Source organism: Achromobacter colocynthidis (assembly GCF_057334535.1).
This window is the reverse complement of sequence record NZ_JBHFIZ010000029.1, coordinates 108,613-130,841: the sequence shown is the minus strand read 5'-3', so window position 1 is coordinate 130,841 and position 22,229 is coordinate 108,613. Positions and strand designations below refer to the sequence as shown.

Here is a 22,229-nt window from a genome sequence, read left to right as displayed (position 1 = left end):
CGCGCGGTCCGCGGTTGAACCTTGTCAGCGATACGGGAGCACATCGTGAAAACAGTGGCTGAGATTCTCAGGGAAAAGTCGAACCATTCCGTGGTGACGGTTTCACCGGATTCCTCGGTGTTCGACGCCATCAAGACCATGGCCGAACGCAGCATCGGCGCGGTGGTGGTCGTGGAAGGGGAAACGGTGCTGGGCATGCTCTCCGAGCGCGATTACGCCCGCAAAGTGGTCCTGCAGGATCGTTCGTCGCGCAGCACCAAGGTGCGCGACATCATGACCGACTCGGTCTATTACGTGGGCCCTTCCGACACGCGGGAACACTGTATGGCCATGATGACCGAACGGCATTTTCGCCATCTTCCGGTCATCGACAACGAAAAGCTCATTGGCCTGCTGTCCATCGGCGATCTGGTCAAGGACGTCATGAGCGAACAGAAGTTCATCATCCACGAACTGGAACGCTACATCAGCGGCGGCCACGCCTAGGCGGCTTGGCATAACGCCGCACCCCGCGCCAACGCGGCGCTGGCGGCTACCCCGCCGCCAGTATCCGCGCCGCCGGCACGATCAAGCCCATGCCGGCCGCCAGCAACAACACGAACACCATGCGCTTGACGGTCTTCATTGACCCGGACGTGCTGAAGCGCCGCGCGGCCCACGTCACGCCGATTACGACGGGCAGCGCGTACACGCTGAGCCAGAACGACGAGGCCTCGAATGCGCCCTGCGCCGTCACCAGCGTCAGGCGCACCACGGCATTCAGCGAAAACAGCACCAGCAGGCTGTTGCGGATAGCCACCAAGGGCAAGGGCTGGCGATACAGGTGATACACCATCGGCGGCCCGGCGCTGGAGAACAGGCCACCCAACACGCCGGATATGCCCCCAAAGAACCAGAAAGACGCCTTGGACGACAGGCATTCCAGCGGTTTGGCGCGCGCCACCAGCAGCACGGCACAAGCCAGGATCGTGATGCCCAGCAGCAACTGCAACAACACCGTCATTGACCCACTGATCCACGTCAACGCGGCAACGCCCACGCCCACGCCGACAAAGCTGGCGATCATGGCGGGTCGCATCAGCGACCAGTTCACTTGCGGCTTGGTTCGCGCCAGCGTGACGGCGGCATTCACCAGCGACAGCACGCTGACCACATTGGCGACTTCGGCCACCGAGGCCAACTGGAAGACGCCGGACAGGCCCAAGAGCACGAGTCCGAACGCAAAGCCGGTCATGGTCTGGGCATAGGTGGCGAGCGCCACGCAGGCCAGGAATAGCAAGTGATGGGTGAGGGTCATGCGGAGGGGGGCGGTGTAGTCGCGGCGATGATATCACCCGGGCATCGGCGACTTTGGCCCCGGCAGAACGCCATGGCGGTCGGCCGCCGTCAACGCCGGGCACATATTGTCACAACCGGAAGCGCACCCGCACCCCGCGCGCGATGCCCTGCCGCTATCCTTCCCGCCCTGTCCCCCTGTCCGCTTTGCCCCGGCCAACCCCGCACAGAATGACGCCTAAACACACCACGATCAACACGGTCACGCTGACCTGCTCAACCTGCGGCAGCGCGCAGTTCACCAAGCTCGCCACCAACGAATACCGCTGCAATCACTGCCACGCGCTGACGCTGGTGGAAGACGACGTTGCGCAGCGGCTGGAGAAAATCCTGGCGGGCATGCAGCGGCCCGCCCATCCCGCGCAGATCAAGCCCCGCGTGGTGGCGATCGTCGCCCTGGTGGTGGCGGCGGGGGTGGCCATTCCGCTGGTGGCGTCACTGTTGACCTCAAGCCGGCCGTCGGCGCCCTACCGCGCGCAACCCGTCACGCCACCCATCGATGCCGCCAAGGTCAAGCTGACGGACGTGCGCGAAACCCAGACGCACGGGCGCAAGCAGTTGGTGATGATCATGCGCAACGAAACCGGCCAGAAGATCGACCCGCCCCGCGTCACGGCGACCTTCTACCAAGGCGAGCTGACGCTGTCGTCATCGTCGGCATCGCCGTCGGCGCGCTCGTTGCAGCCGGGTGAATACGTGCCCGTGCTGGTCTCGGTACCGGACAAGGCCTACTCGCGCTACACGCTTGAAGTGGCCACGCCCAGGGCCGCGCGCGGCAAGAACAACCACGTCACGCCCAGCAAGGTGCAACTGGTGAAGAACGACGGCGCCTACCGCCTGGTGGGCCTGGTGAAAAACGAGGGCGACGCGCAGGCCGGCAGCACGCAGATCACCGTCATGCTGTACGGCGAAGACGGCACGATGATCGGCACCGGCAACGGCTACGCCACGGCCAACCCGCTGGCGCCCGGCGCGCTGACGGCGTTCGACGTGCGCTGCGAAATGCTTGGCGACGGCAAGGTCGCGTCCTACGACTACATGGTGCAAAGTGAAAGCTGATCGTCGCGGCGCCCCGCCGCTGTCCTGGCCGGTCAAGGCCGTATCGGTGCTGATGATTCTGACGGCCGCCCAGGCGTCCTCACGCGCGGAAACGCCCAAGGATGCCGATTCCGCATCCCGCATCGTGCGGGTCAGCCCGGCCGAGGTGCGGGTGATCGACCATGTGCGCCTGACCACCGAAGAACTGCTGGACCCCGGCTTTGCGCTGTTTGATAACAAAGCGCTGACCTTGTCCCCGCCGCGCCGCCTGCTGGATGAAATCGACCGCCCGCTGATGTACGCGGAAGTCGTCAATACCAGCGCGGACTACGTGGCCCTGTCGCCCAAGGCGCAGATCACGGTGTTCGATGGCTCGACCCCGTTGAAGGTACGGCAGGACTGGACGCTACCCGCCTATCTGTACCCGGGCGAGCGCGTGCCGGTGGCGCTGGTGGGCGGCAATTACGACCGCTATACCGAGGTCAAGACCGACTGGATGCCCGCCAAGCGCGCCGCCCTGCCCGGCCCCCGCCCCAAGCTGGACATTTCCGTCGACAACACCGAAGCCGGTGTCGGCACCGGCACGCTGAACTTCAGCTACCGCTACCGTTACAAATACGTCACCGTGACGGGCCGCGTGCGCAATGAGGACCAGGCGGAAGTGAACAACGTGCGGGTGTGGATCAGCCTCTATGACGCGCAGGACAAGCTCAGCGGCGCCAGCTTCAAGGAACTGCGCCTGCCCAAGCTGCAACCGGGCGAGAGCGCCCCGTTCGAGGTCATCGTCAAGCAGCACGGCGGGAATTTTGCACGGGTGGACGTGGTGTACGACGTGGCCGGGCGATAGTCGGCGTCTGGGCTGGCGTCTGGGCTGGCGTCTGTGCCGGCGCCTGTCCGGACCCAGCATGGCGCCCCCCCCGTCTCCACAATGCAACAGCTATCGGCTCAGGTCTTATATAAGATATAAGACATTTGCTAGCGCCTTCTGTTGCCTCTACAATTCCGCCCGACAACCCTTCTTCCAACCCGACTTTTGAGCAGGCCTCACATGCTGGATAACTACCGCCAACACGTTGCCGAACGCGCGGCTCTGGGGATTCCCCCGCTGCCCCTGACGGCTAAACAAACCGCCGAACTGATCGAACTGCTGAAGAACCCGCCCGCTGGCGAGGAGCAGAACCTGGTCGAACTGCTGACCCACCGTGTGCCGGCCGGCGTGGACGATGCCGCCAAGGTGAAGGCGTCCTACCTGGCCGCCGTGGCGCTGGGCACGGAAGCTTGTGCGCTGATCAGCCGTGCCAAGGCGACGGAACTGCTGGGCACGATGCTCGGCGGCTACAACATTGGCCCGCTGGTCGACCTGCTGGACGATGCGGAAATCGGCACCATCGCCGCCGATGCGCTGAAAAAGACCCTGTTGATGTTCGACGCCTTCCATGACGTGAAGGAAAAGGCCGACAAGGGCAACGCCAACGCCAAGTCCGTGATGCAAAGCTGGGCTGACGCCGAATGGTTCACCAGCCGTCCGGAACTGCCGGAAAGCCTGACCATCACCGTCTTCAAGGTGCCTGGCGAAACCAACACCGACGATCTGTCGCCCGCGCCCGACGCCACCACCCGCCCCGACATCCCGATGCACGCCCTGGCGATGCTGAAGAACAAGCGCGACGGCGCGGCGTTCGAACCGGAAGAAGACGGCAAGCGCGGCCCGGTCAAGTTCATTGAATCGCTGAAGGAACAAGGCCACCTGGTTGCCTACGTGGGCGACGTGGTCGGTACGGGTTCGTCGCGCAAGTCGGCCACCAACTCGGTGCTGTGGTTCACGGGCGAAGACATTCCCTTCGTGCCGAACAAGCGTTTTGGCGGCGTGTGCCTGGGCAACAAGATTGCCCCCATCTTCTACAACACGATGGAAGACGCCGGCGCGCTGCCGATCGAGCTCGACGTTTCCAAGATGGAAATGGGCGACGTCGTCGAACTGCGCCCCTACGAGGGCAAGGCTCTGAAGAACGGCGAAGTCATCGCTGAATTCGAAGTGAAGTCCGACGTGCTGTTCGACGAAGTGCGCGCCGGTGGCCGCATTCCGCTGATCATCGGCCGTGGCCTGACCAGCAAGGCGCGCGAAGCACTGGGCCTGGCCCCGTCGACGCTGTTCCGCCTGCCCAAAGACCCGGTCGATACCGGCAAGGGTTACACGCTGGCCCAGAAGATGGTTGGCCGTGCCTGCGGCCTGCCGGACGGCAAGGGCATCCGCCCGGGCACCTACTGCGAACCGAAGATGACCTCGGTCGGCAGCCAGGACACCACCGGCCCGATGACCCGCGACGAACTGAAGGACCTGGCTTGCCTGGGCTTCTCGGCTGACCTCGTGATGCAGTCGTTCTGCCACACCGCCGCCTATCCCAAGCCCGTGGACGTCAAGACGCACCACACGCTGCCGGAATTCATCAGCACCCGTGGCGGCGTGTCGCTGCGTCCGGGTGATGGCGTGATCCACTCGTGGCTGAACCGCATGCTGTTGCCCGACACCGTCGGCACCGGCGGCGATTCGCACACGCGCTTCCCCATCGGCATTTCGTTCCCCGCCGGTTCGGGCCTGGTCGCCTTTGCCGCCGCCACCGGCGTGATGCCGCTGGACATGCCGGAATCGGTGCTGGTCCGCTTCAAGGGCAAGCTGCAACCCGGCGTCACCCTGCGCGACCTGGTCAACGCCATCCCGCTGTACGCCATCAAGCAAGGCCTGCTGACCGTTGCCAAGCAAGGCAAGAAGAACATCTTCTCGGGTCGCATCCTGGAAATCGAAGGCCTGCCGGACCTGAAGGTCGAGCAAGCTTTTGAACTGTCGGATGCGTCCGCTGAACGTTCGGCCGCCGGCTGCTCGGTGTTCCTGAACAAGGAACCGATCATCGAATACATCAACAGCAACATCGTGATGTTGAAGTGGATGATCGCCAACGGCTACGAAGACGAACGCACGCTGGGCCGCCGCATCAAGGCCATGGAAGCCTGGCTGGCTGACCCCAAGCTGCTGGAGCCGGACGCCGACGCCGAATACGCCGCCGTCATCGAGATCGACCTGGCCGACGTGCACGAGCCCATCGTGGCCTGCCCGAACGACCCGGACGACGTCAAGACGCTGTCGGAAGTTGCCGGCGCCAAGATCGACGAAGTGTTCATCGGCAGCTGCATGACCAACATCGGCCACTTCCGCGCGGCATCCAAACTGCTGGAAGGCAAGCGCGACATCCCGGTCAAGCTGTGGGTGGCCCCGCCCACCAAGATGGACGCCACGCAGTTGACCGAGGAAGGCCACTACGGCGTCTTCGGCACCGCCGGCGCCCGCACCGAAATGCCGGGCTGCTCGCTGTGCATGGGTAACCAGGCACAAGTGCGCGAAGGCGCGACCGTCATGTCGACCAGCACCCGCAACTTCCCGAACCGCCTGGGCAAGAACACGAACGTGTACCTGGGTTCGGCAGAACTTGCCGCCATCTGCTCGAAGCTGGGCCGCATCCCGACCAAGGACGAGTACATGACCGACATGGGCGTCATCAACAAGAGCAGCGACCAGATCTATCAGTACCTGAACTTCGACAAGATCGCCGACTACAAGGACGTGGCGGACGTGATCGAGGTCTAAGCCTTGCACGCTAGCCAGGTGTCTTGACCTGCTTGCAGTAGGAACGACGGCCCCGGAGCAATCCGGGGCCGTTTTCTTTTGGGGCGGGTTTCGGAAGGCGGACTTCAGAGGGTGAGCTTTCGGCATCGGGTTTCAGCGGTTCCTGCCTGAACGCCCAAGCAAGCGTCCGAACAGGAAACTTTTCCCCCGATACGTTTTCATACAATCGCGGTACTTTGTGACCCTTGCCCCGGCGCAGCGATCCGTTCGCGCCATGACCCGAAGGAGGAAGCCCGCCAATGACCCGGCTTTTGCTGCCGCCGCTGCTACTGCTGGCGCTTGCCGGTTGCGCCACGGCGCCGCCATCCAACCCCGAGAACATTTGTGCGATCTTCCGTGAAAAGCCGGACTGGCACGACGCCGCCCTGAAGGTGCAAAAGAAATGGGGCGCGCCCGTGCCGGTGCCCATGGCGATGATGTATCAGGAGTCCTCCTACAAACAGGACGCCGTGCCACCCCGCTACTACTTCCTGGGTTTCATCCCCTGGGGCCGCGTCAGTTCCGCCTACGGCTACGCGCAAGCCAAGGACGAAACCTGGGCAGACTACAAGCGCGAAGCCGGAAGCTGGGGCGCCAGCCGCGACGACTTCGCCGACGCACTGGACTTCATGGGCTGGTACATGAGCAAAAGCCAGCGCATCAACGGCGTATCCAAATGGGACGCCTACGCCCAATACCTGAACTACCACGAAGGCTGGACGGGCTACCGCAACCGCAGCTACGACCGCAAGGCATGGTTGAAAACGGTATCGCTGAAGGTCAAGGCGCGCGCGGAGAAGTTCACGTCGCAGTACAAAAGCTGCGAAGCGGATCTGACGCGCGGGGGGTGGTTTTGGTGAGGAAATAGCGCCCGCCTCCCTGGCATTGAGTTCTATACAAAAATTTGTATAATCGCCGCATGAGAGTCCTCAAACTCGTCACCTTTTTGGGTACGGCACTTGACGAACTGCGGGCCTTTCCACTGCATGCACGACGCGACGCGGGGCATCAGATAGATCAGGTACAGCGCGGCTTGGAGCCGGACGACTGGAAGCCCATGACAACGATCGGACCTGGGGTCCGCGAAATCAGGCTTCGGGAAGAGTCGGGTGCGTTTCGCGTGATATACGTCGCAAAGTTTGCTAAATCCATCTACGTCTTGCACTGCTTTCAAAAGAAGGCGGCGAAGACAGGAAAAACCGACCTGGATCTGGCTGCCAAGCGATACCGCGAACTGTTGAAGGAGCTAGGCCAATGAGCAAGCAACAATTCACCAGCGTGTGGGATGCCATTGAAGACACCCCCGCCGAAGCTGAAAACATGAAACTGCGCTCCGAACTGATGGTGGCGCTGAAGAACCACATCGCCCGCTCTGAAATGAGCCAACAGCAAGCGGCGCAACTGCTCGGGGTTACGCAGCCGCGCGTTTCGGATCTCATGCGCGGCAAGATCAACCTGTTTGCGCTGGATGCGCTGGTCAATATGGCAACCGCCGCGGGCCTGCACGTGCAGATGACGATTCAGGAAGCAGCGTGATCCGCTGTTGATTTTCTTATCCCCAAAAACAAATCCCGGCTTCGTGCCGGGATTTGTTTTTGGTATGCCGGCCGAAACCGGCCGCCTCGATCAGAAGTCCATGCTTGCCGACAGCAGGAAGGTGCGCGGGCCGCCGAGCACCAGGTAGCCGCTGTTAGGGTAGCCGCCCACAGAGGACCAGTAGTTGCGGTTGGCGATATTTTCCACGCGAGCGCGCAGGGTCACCAAGTGGCCGCCTACGTCCGTCATGTAGCGCACGCCGGCATCAAAGCGGGTCCAACCCGGGACTTTTAGCGTATTGGCAGCATCGGCGTAGGAAGCTCCAGTGTAGACAACCCGCCCGTCCACGGTTAGCCCTTCAACCCCGGGAATATCCCATTCCGCGCCCATATTTCCCTGGAAACGAGGGACGCCAATTACACGATTGCCGTCAATAGCGGAATTACCAGTTGATCGTTGCTGGGCGTCGAGCCAAGTTAGTCCCCCCAAAAGGCGCACGGTCTGTGTGACTTCGCCAAATAGGTTCAATTCAACGCCCTGGTGTCGGTCTTTGCCCGAAGACTTAAACGTTAAGTCGGACAGATCTACATATGAACGCGGCTTGTCCGTCGAAAAGGCCGCGAGGGTCGCTCCCAATCCATCCCCCTCGTACTTAATACCAATTTCTTTTTGTTTGGAAACATAGGGTGCCAGGGTCTGCCCAGCATTCTGGACTGGCGCCTGCCCAGACGTGGTGACGACTGTAGCCGGTGCAGTATCACCCGCTGCCAGAGCTTCTATGTAGTTGGCGTAAAGAGAAACGTTGGGCGACAGCTTGAAGACAATTCCCGCTGCAGGCGAATTTCGACTGGCGTCCGACGCGGATGTTTCGGAACCCGTGTTGTAGTCGTAACCGCGGCTAGATAGCCGTTGATGGCGCACACCGCCAATCAATATGACCCGATCATCAAAAAAAGACATCGTGTCGCCGATCGCAAAACTGGTCATCTTGATTCGACCTTGCAGCGTCGGGTTGTCCATATCACCTGATACAGAAGTTATGGCAGGTGGATCCTCATACGAAATTGGATCGTAGATGTTGGTGAAGCGCGTTCCACCTACCGCATACGCATTCTTTTTCTTTAACTGAAAAAAAGCTGCTGACGCAACGAATTCGTGTTTGATCGATCCGGTAGCCAGCTTGGCTCTCACGCCGACCTCCCCAGTATCAACAGTGTCTTCACGGACATTATCAAAGCGGAAAAAACGCCCCGCACCCGTGCTCCCGTTAGTCAGCGTCACGTTACCTAGCGAATTGGACTCGTCACTACGGCGCATGCCATACGCAGCCCATCCCGTTAGCTTTTCACTGAAATCATGTTCAGCCCGAACGGTGCCGAAAAGATCACGTTCGTTCGAATATGACCACGGCTGAGCATAGTTAGAACTTGCGTCAGGAGCATCCGGCACCGTCGTAACGGTGCCAATTAGTGGCGTCACATTCGGACGCGCGCGCTTCAGCTTGTTTTCCTGCCAGCCGATATCCGCCGACAAGCGCGTGTCCGCCGAGCGCCAGTCCAGGCCCAGCGACACCAGGCTGGTGCGCGAATGTTCGTCGTCAATGCCCGTGTCGCCGCTGCGTTGCGCGGCGTTCAGGCGGATGCCGGTGCTGTCGTCCGGGCCAAAGCGGCGGGCGATGTCGGTAGAGATCTGGAACTGGCCGCCGCTGGCAACGCCGGTGGTCACGCGGGTCAGCGGCTCGTTCGGCGCGCGCTTGGGCACCAGGTTGATCACGCCGCCGATGCCGCCGCCGCCAGGCGTGGCGCCTGTCAGGAAAGCCGTTGCACCGCGCAGCACTTCCACGCGCTCGAACAGTTCGGTGGCGATGTACTGGCGCGGAAGCAAGCTGTACAGGCCGTTGTAGGCCACGTCGTCCGAACTGAGGATAAAGCCGCGAATGAAGTAGGACTCTTGGAAATTACCGAAGCCGCGCGCCACGCGCACGCCCGAATCGTTCTGCAAGACATCGCCCACGCTGCGGGCCTGCTTGTCCTGGATCAGTTCGTTCGTGTAACTGGTGATGCTGAACGGCGTGCTCATGTTGTCCAGCGTGCCCAGCACGCCCACCCGGCCGCCCGTGGCCACCTGCCCGCCCGCGAACGCCGGGGCCAGGCCGCCGGCCGAGGCGTCGGCGCTGGCCTCTACCTTGATGGCTTGCATCGACACCACCGAGCTGCTGTCCGTGGCAGGCTGCGCTGGGACAGGGGTGGCGGTTTGCGCATGGACGACGCCCATGCATGGCAGCGTCGCGGCCACGCAAGCGAGAGTTCGAATTTTCATTTCGGGATCAAGAGAGGAAGGTGGGGCGCGTCGCCGCGCAAACAAACACACAATCCCGATTGGGTCACGCACGGAAAACGGCTTATCAGTGGGCACTACCGCGAAAGCCTGCCATCAGGCCCTGACCGAGCCCGTTCACCAAGGGGGTCTTGAGGTCTTGAGTCGCAAATGTTATCAAACCGATAATCATTCTCAATATTTCCCCGTTTTTTTACGTTGATTGACGTTGCCGTCACACAACAGACATCCCTGATGGTCGCAGGGTTAAGCTGCGAGCGGCTGGGCGCCGCGACGACTGGGCATTGCCGCCGACGGCGCGCTGCCCGCGCTCGCTGCACTCACCGCGCTGTCCGTGCTGCCCGCGCTACCCACCAGCACGAAGTGCGCGGGCGCCCTGCCCGCCATCAAGACCAGCACGCCTTCCTCGTCACCGGCCGAGGCCGACGCAGACGCGACCAGCGCCGAGCCCGCGTCCAGCACCGCGAAGTCCCGGTCGCCTGCCGCTTGCCGGGGCAACGGCGGCGCCCCGATCCGGCGATGCCGGGCGCGCACCCCAAGCTCGCCGGACACCGAGTAGACCCACGCGTTCCAGCCCGGCGCCAGCGGCACCAACTGGGGGGCGCCGGGGCGCAGCCAGACGTCCAGGATCGTCAGGGGCGCGGGGGTAGCCAAGGGCGACTGCGATCCGGCATGGCTACCCGCCGCCACCCGGATGCGGCCGGCGTCGGTCTTTATCACCGGCATCTCCCAGCCGCGCAGCAAGGCGGACGTGGCGGGCAAAGGCTGGGGGTTTGATTCGGATTCGGATTCCGATTCGGGGCCGGCTGCCGCTTCGGACTGGCCATGCAGGCCCAACACCATCCGCAGGCCGTTCAACCGGAGCTCAGCGCCCGGCGACGCGGCATCCCCTGCCGCCCGCGCCCGCATGACGCCGGCGTCTTCCCGAGTCCAGAACAGATCCCCCGCCTGCAGTTGATGGTCTTCGCCGTTGCCGCCCAGGCTTTGCATGAAGCCTCGGCAATCCTCCAGCATCAGCGTCGCCACCCACAGGCCGGGCCGCGCGCCGGGTACCGACGGGAACACGGCGTCCGACGCGGTCATGGCGAAATAGTCCACCTGGATCAAGGGCGACGAAGCCGGGGAAGGCGCCTGGGAAGAAACCGCTGAAGGCTCGCGGTAAAAATCGGCGTGGCAAAACGGACGAATCGTGCAGGAATCGCCGGCCGATTGCGGCTGGCTGGCAACGACGTTGCTGAGATGAATAGTCAAAAAGCTGCTGCCTGATTGGGATGACGCTTGCGGGGCCAGCGTGTGGGAATGACGCTTGCCGTGCCCAAGCGCGTGTGAAACGACGTTTGAAGTGCCGAAGCTTATTCGTTCCACCAGGCGGACAGTAGAGGCCAATTTCAGGAATAGTTGTCCTGCCATGCAGGACAATCCGCCCCCCGTCCCGCCATCCAGCCGCCGCCCCCCCCATGCCCCCGCCCCTGTATCACCTTGACGATCTGCTGCTGTTCAGCGAAGTCGTCGCAAGAGGCGGCTTCTCGGCTGCCGCGCGCGTGTTGAACATGCAGCGTTCCAAGCTCAGTCGGCGCGTGGCCGAACTGGAAGCGCGGCTGGGCGTGCGACTGCTTCATCGCAACACCCGGCGGGTGTCGCTGACCCCGATGGGCGAGCAGATCTACGTGCACGCCCAAGCCGTGGCCCGCGAGGCCCGCATCGCGTTCGACCTGGCGGCTTCCATGGGCGACACGCCCAGCGGCCTGTTGCGCATCACCGCGCCCTCGCCGCTGGCGGTCACGCTGTTGGGCGATATGGTGGCGCGCTTTTGCCTGGCGCACCCCGGCGTTCGCGTGCTGCTGGACACGCGCGACGAGATCATCGACCTGGTGGGCGAAGGCTATGACCTGGCGTTTCGCGCCATGGGTGCGCCGCTGACGGATTCGCGGCTGATCGGCCGCGAGCTGGCGCTGGCGCCCCTGACGCTGGTCGGCACGCCGGCACTGGTAAAGGCGGCCGCGCCGCGCCATCCGCGCGACCTGGCCGCGCTGCCGCTCCTGGCGCATGCCACGCAAGACAATCTGCACACCTGGCGCTTCACCGGCCCGGGCGGCGAAGCGGCATCACTGGAGTTTCAGCCGCGTTGCCTGAGCAGCAATATGGCAACGCTGCGTTCCATGGCACTGACGGGGCTGGGCGCGGCGTTGATACCGCACTATCTGTGCGCCAACATGCTGGCCAAGGGCAAGCTGGTCGAGATACTGCCGGGCTGGCGGGCCGCACCGTCGCGCATCTACGCCATCATGCCCGCGCGCCGGGGCGAGCCCCTGGCCTTGCGCCGCTTCCTGGAAGTGGCGGCGGCCGAACTGCCCGCCTTGCTGGCGCGACACGACCTCCTTAGTCCAGCTTGATGTGGTTCGCCCGGATCACCTCGCCCCAGCGCTCGCGGTCTTCCGCCACGTAGCGTTCGGTCTCGGCCTGATCGCGCGGCGCCTGGATCACCAGCCCCAAGGCCTGAAAGCGTTCGCGGAAATCCGGCTGACGCATCACCTTGGCTACCGCGTCCCGCAGGGCGTTGGCCTCGGCCGCCGGGGTTTCCGCGGGCACCGCAACCCCAAACCACGTGGCCGCGCGAAAACCCGGGAACCCGCTTTCGGCCACCGTGGGCACGTCGGGCAGCACCGGCAGGCGTTCAGCCGTAGTCACCGCCAGGGCCTTGATCTTGCCCTCTTTGACCAGCGGCAGCGACGTGCTGATCACGTCGACCATCAACTGCGTGTCATTGGCCATCAGCGAACTGAGCGCGGGCGCGCTGCCGTTGTACGGAATGTGCGCCACGTCCATGCCGGTGCGCGACTTCAGCAGTTCCGTCGCCAGTTGCAGCGGGTTGCCGATGCCGACCGAAGCGTAGTTCAGCTTGCCGGGGCGCGCTTTGGCCACGCTGACGAATTGCGCCAGTGTGGTGGCCGGCACCTCGTTGTTGGCCACCACCACCAGCGGCAATTCGGCCACCACCGACAGCACGCTGAAGTCGCGCGCCGCGTCGTAGGCAATCTTCTGGTAGAGCATTGGGTTCAGCACCATGCTGGCGTTGCTGGCCAGGAACAAGGTGTAGCCGTCGGGCTGCGAGCGCGCCACCTGCGTGGCGGCGATCATGGTGTTGGCGCCGGGCTTGTTTTCAACCACGACGGGCTGCGCCAGTTCCCGCGACAGGCGCTCGGCCAGCACGCGCGACAACTGGTCGGCAGCGCCGCCCGGCGTGTAGGGCACGACCAGCTTCAACGGCCGGTCGGGAAACGCCGCCATCGCAGGCGACGCGGCAGCGGCCGTGCAAACCCACATCGCGGCCGCGGCGCGGCCGATCCAACGATTCATCTTCAACATGCTTGTCTCCCGAGTCTTTGGCGACTCTGATTTTTTGACGTCTATCGTGGTGTTGCCCTGCGTTCGGGCGGTGCTGCCTGGCAGCCCGGCGCTTATACCTTGCGCGCCTGGCCTTCCCAAAACTCGGCGCGCAAGCGGCGCTTGGCGATCTTGCCGTTGTCGTCACGCGGCAGCGTGGCGCGCAGCAGCAATTCACGCGGCACCTTGTAGCGGGCGATGCGGGTGGACAGCCATTGCATCAGGTCCTGCACGTCGATAGCGGCGTCGACCGCGGGCTGGATCAGCCCCAGCAAACGTTCGCCGAATTCCGCATCCGGCACGCCGAACACGGCGCAATCGGCCACGCCCGGGTACTGGGTCAGGTGGTGTTCGATTTCGGCTGGATAGATGTTCACGCCGCCCGAGATCACCAGGTCTGATTCCCGGTCGCACACGAACAGGTAGCCGTCTTCGTCCACGTAGCCCAGGTCACCCAGGCCAATCAGCCCGTCGCGTTCCACCGCCTGGCGGGCTTCGGGATGGTTGCGGTAGGTGAAGTCGGCGTAGGCCGGCTGCCGCACGTAGATGCGGCCGACTTCGCCGGGCTCGCAGACGTGGCCGTCGTCGCCGTAGACGCGCACTTGCGCCGGCCCGATGGGCCGCCCCGCGCTGCCGGGCTTGGCCAGCGCTTCGTGCGAATCGATCACGGTCACCATGCCCGCTTCGCTGGACGCATAGGTTTCATGGATGACCGGCCCCAGCCAGTCGATCATCGCGCGCTTGAGTTCGGGCGCGCAGGGCGCCCCCGTCGACGCCACGAAGCGCAAGGAGGACAGGTCGAACGACGCCCGCGTGCGCGCATCCAGCTTCAGCAGGCGCACATACATGATGGGCACGAGGTAGACGGTGTCGATGCGGTGCTGCTCGATCAGGCGCAAGACTTCAAGCGGGTCGAACCGCGCCGTCAGCACCAGCGTGTCGCACACGCGCAGGGCCACCTGGGCGAAGACGCTGGGCGCGCTGTGGTAGATCGGCGCCGGCAGCAGCGCGCGGCAGCCCGGTCGCAGGCCGTAGGCCTGTTCCACCACGGACTCCACCGCCGCCAGATGCTCGGCCAGGCGGTCCACCGGGAACGGCTGGCGCACCACGCCCTTGGGCCGGCCGGTCGTGCCCGAGGTGTACGCCATGTGGCCGCGCGGGGCGACCACGGGGCCGTCGTAGCGGGGCTGTGCGTTGCGCCAGGCGTTGTAGTCGGCGCTGTCGCCGCTGCCGCAACCGTTGCTATTGCCGTTGCCGTTGCCATTGCCGTTGCCATCGCCACTGCCACTGCCACCATCGCCGCAGCCACCGTCTTCGCTGCGCGCGGCGGCCACCGCATCGCCATTTCCCGCGACCCGCAGCGCGGGCAGGCCGGTAGGCAAGGCGGCGTGCACCTGACGCCACAGATCGTCTTCGGCGATCAACACCTTGGCGCCGCTGTCGGCCACCAGGAACGCCACCTCGTCAGCCGTGTAATGCCAGTTGATGGGGCAGTAATAACAACCCAGCCGTTTGCAGGCCTGGATGATTTCCAGGTACGGCATGCCGTTGCGCAGCAGCACGGCGATGACGTCGCCTTCGCGTACGCCCATCGCCGCCAGGCCCGCCGCAACCTGCTCGCCCCGGGCCACCAGCGCATCGCGCGTCAGGCTCACGTCCCCGGCAATGATGCGTGCCGTCATGCCGGCTTCCCCGCGCGTTGCGCCTTGTCTTGCGCGGTGCGCGCTTCGATGGCGGCGCGGGCGGCCGCCCAGTCGTCGTCTGACCAATCGAAGTACTGCTTGAAGTAGGCGCCATTGGCCAGGTAGTCGCCCCCGTCCAGCGCAATTGTCTGGCCGTTGATCCAATCGTTGCCCGGCCCCAGCAGAAAGGCCGCCAGTTCGCCGATGTCGTGCCCGGTGCCCAGGCGCCGCATGGGGTTTTGTTGCGTCAGTGCGTCCTGGCCGTCGCCATTGGGGCGCAAGCGCGCCGTCGCGCCTTCAGTGGGGATCACGCCCGGCGCAATGGCGTTCAAGCGGATGCCATGCCTGCCCCACTCCACCGCCAGCGATTTGGTCATGGCGTCGATGCCCGCCTTGGACATGGCCGAGGGCACCACGAACGGCGACCCGGTCCATACCCAGGTCACCACAATCGACACCACCGCGCCGTGCGTGCCGGACGCAATCCAGCGCTTACCCACCGCCTGCGTCATGTAGAAGGTGCCGCGAAACACGGTGTCGGCAATGGCGTTGAAACCGCGCGCCGACAATTTTTCGGTGGGGCTGATGAAGTTGCCCGCCGCGTTGTTGACCAGGCCATCCAGCCCGCCGTGCGTGGTCCAGATGCCTTCAACCATGGCATCCACCGCGTCGGCGTCGCGGATGTCGACGGCATGCGCGTAGGCCTGGGCGCCGTACTTGGCGCGCAGCCCGGCGGCGGCTTCTTCCACCACGGCCTGGCGGCGGCCACACAAATGCACGGTGGCGCCCAACGAGGCCAATTGTTCGGCCATGGCCAGGCCCAGCCCCGTGCCGCCCCCCGTGACGAGGATGCGCTGGCCGCGGAACAGGTCCGCGCGGAACATGCTTTGCACCATGGTTTGTCTCCTTTATCTGATCGCAATGCGGTGTGGGAAGCAGATTATCAACGCGCCAATGGCGCGACAATCCTTCAGTCTGAGTAAACTCTGTTTCCCCAGAGGCAACAATCAAAGACAGCCATGTCCGCCTTGCCCGCGCTAGACCTGAACCTGATCCAGCTATTCGTGACCATCGTCGAGGCGGGCACGCTGAGCGAAGCGGCCTTGCGCCAAGGGGTGACGCGGTCGCACGTCAGCCGCAACCTGCAAAAGCTGGAACGCGCGTTCGGCGCCCAGTTGATCCGGCGCACCACGCGCCGCCTGGAACTGACCCAGCAGGGCACGGTGCTGTACGAGCATGGGGCGCGTATGGCGCGCGAGGTGGAATCGGCGCGGCATGCCCTGCAGAAGCTGGGCGCGGAACCCACCGGCCACGTCCGCCTGTCCTTGCCCACCGGCCTGGGCGAACTGGATGCGCTGCGCCCCCTGCTGGTGCGTTTTGCGCTGGAGCATCCCAGCCTGAGCCTGCGGGTCCTGTTTTCCAACCGCGTCAGCGATCTGATTTCGTCAGAGATCGACGTGGCGTTGCGGGTGATTTCGCAGCCCCCGCAAGACTACGTGGCCCGCGAACTGGGCGACGTGAAATGGCATTTGTGCGCCGCCCCCGATTATTTGCGGCGCGTGGGCATGCCCGCGCCCCCCCGCGACCTGGGCCGGTTCGACTTCCTGTGCCCGCCCGGCCCCAAGCCGCAGACCACGCTGCGCTTGAGCCGCAAGGGGCAAACCTATGAAGCCAAGCTGGCGCCCCGGCTGCAATCCGAATACTTCCCTTTTCTGGCCCAGGCCGCGCGCGCCGGCGCGGGCATCGCATTACTGCCCGCCTACATCGTGCAACCCGACCTGGAATCGCAGCGGCTGCGGGAAGTGCTGCCGGCCTATCGAGCGGAAGGCCCCGGCGACAAGCTGTTCATCCTGACCTCGCCCACGCCTTACCCATCAACCGCCCAACGCGCCCTGGTCGCCTTCCTGAAACGGGAACTGGAGCCGCTGCTGCGCGCTTATTTGAATTGATCCGGGCAGCCGCTTCCTGGGCAACACCCGCCGCCACGCCGCTGTAGGACAACCCTGGTAAAACCACGGGGTCTTGCGGGCTTGGTCCATGTCCGCCAAAGTAGGGGTTTTGCAGTCGCTGAACGGGACCTGACCGGACTTGGGCTTGAACTTTGACGTGCGCACCAAGTCTTATATAAGATATAAGACATACGGCCGCGCGCGGGCTTGTGTCCCCTACAATGACAAACGCGCAAAAACGCCAGAAAATGCCGCCTGCGCTTGGGCGAATACAGCCGGGCAAAACCACGGAGTCCATCATGCCGCACAACACCCTAGACACTCTCAAGAATTTCAAGATCGGCAATAAATCCTGTCAGTACTATTCGCTGCCGGCGCTGGGCAAGTCCCTCGGCATCGATGTGCAGCGGCTCCCGGTATCGATCCGCATCGTGCTGGAATCCGTGCTGCGCAACTGTGATGGCAAGAAAGTCACGGAAGAACACGTCAAGCAGCTCGCCAACTGGCAAGCCAATGCCCGCCGCGAAGACGAGATCCCCTTCGTCGTGGCGCGCGTCGTGCTGCAGGACTTCACCGGCGTGCCGCTGCTGGCCGATATCGCGGCCATGCGTTCGGTGGCCGACAAGATGGGCAAGAGCCCCAAGAGCATTGAACCGCTGGTGCCGGTTGACCTGGTCGTCGCCCACTCGGTCATGATCGACTACTTCGGCACCAAGAATGCGCTGGACCTGAACATGAAGCTGGAATTCAAGCGCAACCAGGAGCGCTACCAGTTCATGAAGTGGGGCATGCAGGCGTTTGACACCTTCGGCGTCGTGCCCCCGGGCTTCGGCATCGTCCACCAGGTCAACCTGGAATACCTGGCGCGCGGCGTACACCAGGACAAGAAAAACAATGTCTATTACCCCGATTCGCTGGTGGGCACCGACAGCCACACCACGATGATCAACGGTATCGGCGTGGTGGGCTGGGGCGTGGGCGGCATCGAAGCCGAAGCCGGCATGCTGGGCCAGCCCGTGTACTTCCTGACGCCCGACGTGGTGGGCGTCGAACTCAAGGGCCAGTTGCGCGGCGGCGTCACCGCCACCGACCTGGTACTGACCATTACCGAAATGCTGCGCCGTGAAAAGGTGGTGGGCAAGTTCGTTGAATTCTGCGGCGAAGGCACCGCCAGCCTGACCGTGGCCGAACGCGCCACCATCGGCAACATGGCGCCGTAATACGGCGCCACCATGGGCTTCTTCCCGGTTGACGAACGCACCATCGATTACTTCCGTGGCACCGGTCGCACGGAAGACGAAATCGCCGCCTTCGAAGCCTATTTCAAGGCGCAGAAGATGTTCGGCATCCCCGCCGCCCAAGACATCAACTTCACCAAGCTGCTGACGCTGGACCTGTCCACCGTGGCGCCGTCGCTGGCCGGCCCGAAGCGCCCGCAAGACCGCATCGAAATCGGCAACGTCAAGAACACGTTCATCGACCTGTTCTCCAAGCCGGTCGCGGAAAACGGCTTCAACCAGCCGGAAGAAAAGCTGAACCAGACCTTCACGACCAGCACCGGCACCAAGATCAAGAACGGCGACATCCTGATTGCCGCCATCACGTCTTGCACCAACACGTCGAACCCGAACGTGCTGCTGGCCGCCGGCTTGTTGGCCAAGAAGGCCGTGGAAGCCGGCCTGAAGGTACCCAAGCACATCAAGACGTCGCTCGCCCCTGGGTCGCGCGTGGTCACCGACTACCTGACCAAGACGGGCCTCTTGCCCTACCTGGAAAAGCTGGGCTTTGACGTGGCCGCCTACGGCTGCACCACCTGCATCGGCAACGCCGGCGACCTCACGCCCGATCTGAACGAAGCCATCACCGGCAACGACCTGGTCTGCTCGGCGGTGCTGTCCGGCAACCGCAACTTTGAAGCGCGTATCCACCCGAACATCAAGGCCAACTTCCTGGCCTCGCCCCCGCTAGTGGTGGCCTACGCGCTGGCCGGCACCGTCACGCGCGACCTGATGACCGAGCCGGTTGGCAAGGGCAAGAACGGCGACGTCTGGCTGGGCGACATCTGGCCCACGTCCGAAGAAGTCGAAGCGCTGATGAAGCACGCGCTGGACCCGAAGGTATTCGAGGCCAACTACGGCCAGGTCAAGAGCAATCCCGGCAAGCTGTGGGAAAACATCAAGGGCGTGGCCGGCGATACCTACAACTGGCCCGACTCCACCTACATTGCCGAACCGCCCTTCTTCGAAGGCTTCGACATGACGCCGGCCGCGATGCCCACCGTCAAGGGTGCGCGCGCGCTGGGCGTGTTTGGTGATTCTGTCACTACCGATCACATCTCGCCCGCGGGCTCCATCAAGGAAACCTCGCCGGCTGGCAAGTGGCTGAAGGAAAACGGCGTCATGAAGGCCGATTTCAACAGCTACGGCTCGCGTCGCGGCAACCACGAAATCATGATGCGCGGCACCTTCGCCAACGTGCGCATCAAGAACCTGATGATCCCGTCGCTGCCGGACGGCAGCCGTTTTGAAGGCGGCGAGACCCTGTTCCAGCCCACCGGCGAACAGATGTCCATCTACGACGCGGCCATGAAGTACGTGGCGCAGGGCACCCCCACCGTGGTGTTCGGCGGCGAAGAATACGGCACCGGCTCGTCGCGCGACTGGGCGGCCAAGGGCACGCAACTGCTGGGCGTCAAGGCCGTGATCACCCGCAGCTTTGAACGCATCCACCGCAGCAACCTGGTGGGCATGGGCGTGTTGCCGCTGCAATTCAAGGGCGCTGACAGCGTGGAGTCGCTGGGCATCACCGGCGAAGAAACCTACGACATCTCGGGCCTGGAAAACGGCATCAAGCCGATGCAGGACGTGACGCTGACGATTACCCGCAAGGACGGTTCGAAGCAAGACGTGACGGTGCTGCTGCGCATCGACACGCCGATCGAAGTCGACTACTACCTGCATGGCGGCATCCTGCCCTTCGTGCTGCGCCAACTGCTGGCGGCCTGACCCCGCCACTCGCTTGCGCCCCGCTCGCGGCGGCGCAATGCAAAAGCCCCGAAGCCTTGCGGCTTCGGGGCTTTTTACTTCGTAGACAAGCAACGTGTCAGTCGTCGAACTGATAGGCGTCCATGGCCAGCGCGCTGTACGAGATCTCGTCATTCAAGCGCGTGGCCGACGCACCGCCCGCGCCCAGCGCCACATACAGCGGCATCAGGTGATCGTCATGCGGATGGGCCTGCGCTGCACCCGGCGCCCGCGCCTGCCAGTCCAGCAGCGCCGGCACGTTGTGATCGGCCAGATGGCGCGCGTACCAGTCCTGAAACTCGGTCACATAAGGCGCCGCCGGCGCGTCTTGCGGCATGCGCACATGGCGCAGATTGTGCGTCAACGAACCCGAGCCGATGATCAGGATGCCCTCGTCGCGCAGCGGCGCCAGCGCGCGTCCCAGCGCCAACTGTCCGGCGGCGTCGCGACCCATGTCCAGCGACAGTTGCACCACCGGCACGTCGACATCGGGATACAGGTAACGCAACGGCACCCAGGCGCCATGGTCCAGCGGACGGCGCGGGTCGCGGTCGGCGGTAATGCCGGATTCGGCCAGCAGCGTTTGCACGCGCGCGGCCAGTTCGGGCGACCCGGGCGCCGCATATTGCAGCGTGTAGAGCTCGGGCGGAAAGCCACCGAAATCGTGCCAGGCCACTTGCTGGTCGCGGGTGGACAGCGCAAGGCCTTCACCCATCCAATGCGGCGACACCACCAGGATGCCGCGCGGCTTGCGGCCCTGGGCCTGGCTCCAGGTTGCCAGCACGGGGCCGGTCAGCCCGGGTTCAACGGCCAGCATGGGCGAACCGTGGGAAACGAATAGCGTAGGCCAACGCATGGCGAAGCCTCCTGAAAATAAGTCGATGCCCAGATTTTCGAACGTTTCCGATCAGCAATAAACCCCTAGGGCGGGGATGCTCTGTTGCCAATCTGGCATCAATATGGACAACCCGCGCCGCCGCCGTGCCCGGCCGCCCCTGCCCTTGCAAACCCTAGCGGCCACGCCGACGCGCGCGGCGGGCGTTAAACTACGTCGTTACACACTTACTGGACGTCCCTCGAAGTTATGGCCCGATCCCGCAGCCAATCCGCTCCCCGCATGACCCGCGACGCCACCCGCCTGGTGGCGCTGTCCCAAGCGCTTAACCGTTCGGGCAGCCGCGTTGAAGACGTGTTCTGGGAGAACCAGCTTGGCGAAGCGATTCCCAAGCTGCTCAAGGCTGGGCAGGACGCCCCGCTGGAAGCGGCCCTGGACCACCTCGCGCAAAGCGACATAGGCGCCTACGAAGTCTTGATCGAACAGGCGGAAACGCTGTCCGAGTCGATGAAGATCGAAAAAGATGGCGTCGTGCACGACGTGTTGCTGATCGTCGCGCCGATTGTCGCCTGGACCCGCTACACGATCCCCACCGGCCCCGTTTCCGCCAGCGTCCAGCAGGCGCTGCTGGCGCAACTGCACGGCCATGTGCTGTCCAGCCAGGCGCGCACGGCATTGATGCCCATGCTGGTCAGCGTGGACCAGATGCCGCGCACCTTCGGCGAAACCTGGCAGTGGCTGCAACGCCTGGGCTCGCAAGCCCTGGGCGGCGAAGCCACCAAGCCCACGCTGAACACCGAAGTTGAAACGGCCAACATGCTGGCCGACACGCGCTACATCATCGGCGCCGTCGCCGTGCCCGAAAACGCACCTATCTTCCGCTGGCAGGAAAGCCTGGGCGAAGCCGACGCCACGCGCGACGCCTGCCAGGAGCAATGGGCCGCCCAGGCGCAGCCCACGTTGGCCGCGCTGCTGCCCGGCTGCGGCTTCGAAGCCCTGTTGCCGGACGCCTACTACGTCAGCAACCGCGAAGCCGACCGGCGCGTGCGCCCCCTGTCGCTGCGCGCGGCTGTCAGTTGGCTGGAAGGCGCGGTCAACCTGGAAGCCTCGCAATTGCGCGCGGTGGTGGCCGGCTGCGGCGAAAACCGCATCGACGAATACCGCATCAGCTTCACGGCGCGCAACAGCAATGACGTGTATTACGGCTGCGTATGGCCCTTGTATGGACGCGAGGAAGAAACGCCGTCCGACGAAGGCCAACCCGACGTGGTCGATGAAATCGCGGCCTTGCTGAAGGAATACGGCGTCACCGAAATGCGCCGCATCCCGGGCGTGCTGCCGGCGGAATATTGCGAAGATTGCGGCGCGCCCTACTTCCCGAATCCGCTGGGCGAATTGGTACACGCCGAATTGCCCGAGGACGCCGAAGCCGCGCCGGCCAAGTTCCACTAA

17 protein-coding genes and 1 pseudogene are annotated in these 22,229 nt (G+C 64.1%); 11 read left to right on the top strand and 7 right to left on the bottom strand.

Annotation, left to right across the window (positions count from 1 at the left end; translation table 11 throughout):
- Window positions 1-45: 45 nt before the first annotated feature.
- Window positions 46-486, top strand: coding sequence for a CBS domain-containing protein (locus ACE04A_RS13050; RefSeq protein ID WP_259246037.1), 441 nt, complete (start codon window positions 46-48; stop codon window positions 484-486).
- A gap of 46 nt (window positions 487-532) precedes the next feature.
- Here the strand turns inward: ACE04A_RS13050 and ACE04A_RS13045 are convergent, their stop codons facing one another.
- Window positions 533-1,297 (bottom strand): sulfite exporter TauE/SafE family protein, encoded by a 765-nt coding sequence (locus tag ACE04A_RS13045; protein WP_259246036.1) that lies wholly within the window; start codon window positions 1,295-1,297, stop codon window positions 533-535.
- A 209-nt stretch (window positions 1,298-1,506) separates the two neighbouring features.
- On the opposite strand from ACE04A_RS13045, the gene ACE04A_RS13040 reads away from it, so the two are divergent.
- From ACE04A_RS13040 to ACE04A_RS13015, 6 genes are all read left to right on the top strand, one after another.
- Entirely contained in the window at window positions 1,507-2,394 is an 888-nt protein-coding gene (locus ACE04A_RS13040; protein WP_448717374.1) for an FxLYD domain-containing protein, read from the top strand.
- Entirely contained in the window at window positions 2,384-3,220 is an 837-nt protein-coding gene (locus ACE04A_RS13035) for an FxLYD domain-containing protein (protein WP_448717375.1), read from the top strand. The genes ACE04A_RS13040 and ACE04A_RS13035 overlap by 11 nt, the downstream gene beginning before the upstream one ends.
- Before the next feature lie 201 nt (window positions 3,221-3,421).
- Window positions 3,422-6,013, top strand: a complete 2,592-nt coding sequence (acnB, locus tag ACE04A_RS13030) for a bifunctional aconitate hydratase 2/2-methylisocitrate dehydratase (RefSeq protein WP_259246033.1) — start codon at window positions 3,422-3,424, stop codon at window positions 6,011-6,013.
- A 278-nt stretch (window positions 6,014-6,291) separates the two neighbouring features.
- Window positions 6,292-6,891 (top strand): transglycosylase SLT domain-containing protein, encoded by a 600-nt coding sequence (locus ACE04A_RS13025; RefSeq protein WP_100856543.1) that lies wholly within the window; start codon window positions 6,292-6,294, stop codon window positions 6,889-6,891.
- A gap of 59 nt (window positions 6,892-6,950) precedes the next feature.
- Window positions 6,951-7,289: a type II toxin-antitoxin system RelE/ParE family toxin gene (locus tag ACE04A_RS13020; protein ID WP_448717376.1), complete on the top strand. Its 339-nt coding sequence runs from the start codon at window positions 6,951-6,953 to the stop codon at window positions 7,287-7,289.
- Window positions 7,286-7,567 (top strand): helix-turn-helix domain-containing protein, encoded by a 282-nt coding sequence (locus ACE04A_RS13015; RefSeq protein WP_100856545.1) that lies wholly within the window; start codon window positions 7,286-7,288, stop codon window positions 7,565-7,567. The genes ACE04A_RS13020 and ACE04A_RS13015 overlap by 4 nt, the downstream gene beginning before the upstream one ends.
- A gap of 90 nt (window positions 7,568-7,657) precedes the next feature.
- Here ACE04A_RS13015 and ACE04A_RS13010 read toward each other — a convergent pair whose 3' ends face one another.
- Window positions 7,658-9,886, bottom strand: coding sequence for a TonB-dependent receptor (locus tag ACE04A_RS13010; RefSeq protein ID WP_485820188.1), 2,229 nt, complete (start codon window positions 9,884-9,886; stop codon window positions 7,658-7,660).
- A gap of 264 nt (window positions 9,887-10,150) precedes the next feature.
- A complete protein-coding gene (locus ACE04A_RS13005; RefSeq protein ID WP_448717378.1) occupies window positions 10,151-11,155 on the bottom strand; it encodes a pirin family protein in 1,005 nt (334 codons plus the stop codon).
- A 206-nt stretch (window positions 11,156-11,361) separates the two neighbouring features.
- On the opposite strand from ACE04A_RS13005, the gene ACE04A_RS13000 reads away from it, so the two are divergent.
- Entirely contained in the window at window positions 11,362-12,297 is a 936-nt protein-coding gene (locus ACE04A_RS13000; RefSeq protein WP_448717379.1) for a LysR substrate-binding domain-containing protein, read from the top strand.
- On the opposite strand, the gene ACE04A_RS12995 is transcribed toward ACE04A_RS13000, so the two are convergent.
- The 3 genes from ACE04A_RS12995 to ACE04A_RS12985 form a co-directional block, all read right to left on the bottom strand.
- Window positions 12,284-13,270, bottom strand: a complete 987-nt coding sequence (locus ACE04A_RS12995; RefSeq protein ID WP_485806133.1) for a Bug family tripartite tricarboxylate transporter substrate binding protein — start codon at window positions 13,268-13,270, stop codon at window positions 12,284-12,286. The two genes, ACE04A_RS13000 and ACE04A_RS12995, sit on opposite strands and share 14 nt — an antisense overlap.
- A 92-nt stretch (window positions 13,271-13,362) precedes the next feature.
- Entirely contained in the window at window positions 13,363-14,970 is a 1,608-nt protein-coding gene (locus tag ACE04A_RS12990; protein WP_485820187.1) for an AMP-binding protein, read from the bottom strand.
- Window positions 14,967-15,854 carry an SDR family oxidoreductase gene (locus ACE04A_RS12985; protein WP_259249218.1) on the bottom strand — a complete coding sequence of 296 codons (888 nt, stop codon included), beginning with the start codon at window positions 15,852-15,854 and terminating at the stop codon, window positions 14,967-14,969. Before ACE04A_RS12985 ends, ACE04A_RS12990 begins: the two co-directional genes overlap by 4 nt.
- Before the next feature lie 135 nt (window positions 15,855-15,989).
- Here ACE04A_RS12985 and ACE04A_RS12980 point away from each other — a divergent pair, with 135 nt between their 5' ends.
- Both ACE04A_RS12980 and acnA read left to right on the top strand, forming a co-directional pair.
- Window positions 15,990-16,919, top strand: coding sequence for a LysR family transcriptional regulator (locus ACE04A_RS12980; RefSeq protein WP_485820186.1), 930 nt, complete (start codon window positions 15,990-15,992; stop codon window positions 16,917-16,919).
- Between the two features lie 299 nt (window positions 16,920-17,218).
- A pseudogene (gene acnA, locus ACE04A_RS12975) lies at window positions 17,219-19,924 on the top strand (aconitate hydratase AcnA).
- Between the two features lie 97 nt (window positions 19,925-20,021).
- Here acnA and ACE04A_RS12970 read toward each other — a convergent pair.
- Window positions 20,022-20,798: a DODA-type extradiol aromatic ring-opening family dioxygenase gene (locus ACE04A_RS12970; RefSeq protein WP_448717385.1), complete on the bottom strand. Its 777-nt coding sequence runs from the start codon at window positions 20,796-20,798 to the stop codon at window positions 20,022-20,024.
- A gap of 228 nt (window positions 20,799-21,026) precedes the next feature.
- Between ACE04A_RS12970 and ACE04A_RS12965 the strand changes: the two genes are divergently transcribed.
- Complete coding sequence (locus tag ACE04A_RS12965; protein ID WP_259246025.1) at window positions 21,027-22,229, top strand: DUF2863 family protein; 1,203 nt, start codon at window positions 21,027-21,029, stop codon at window positions 22,227-22,229.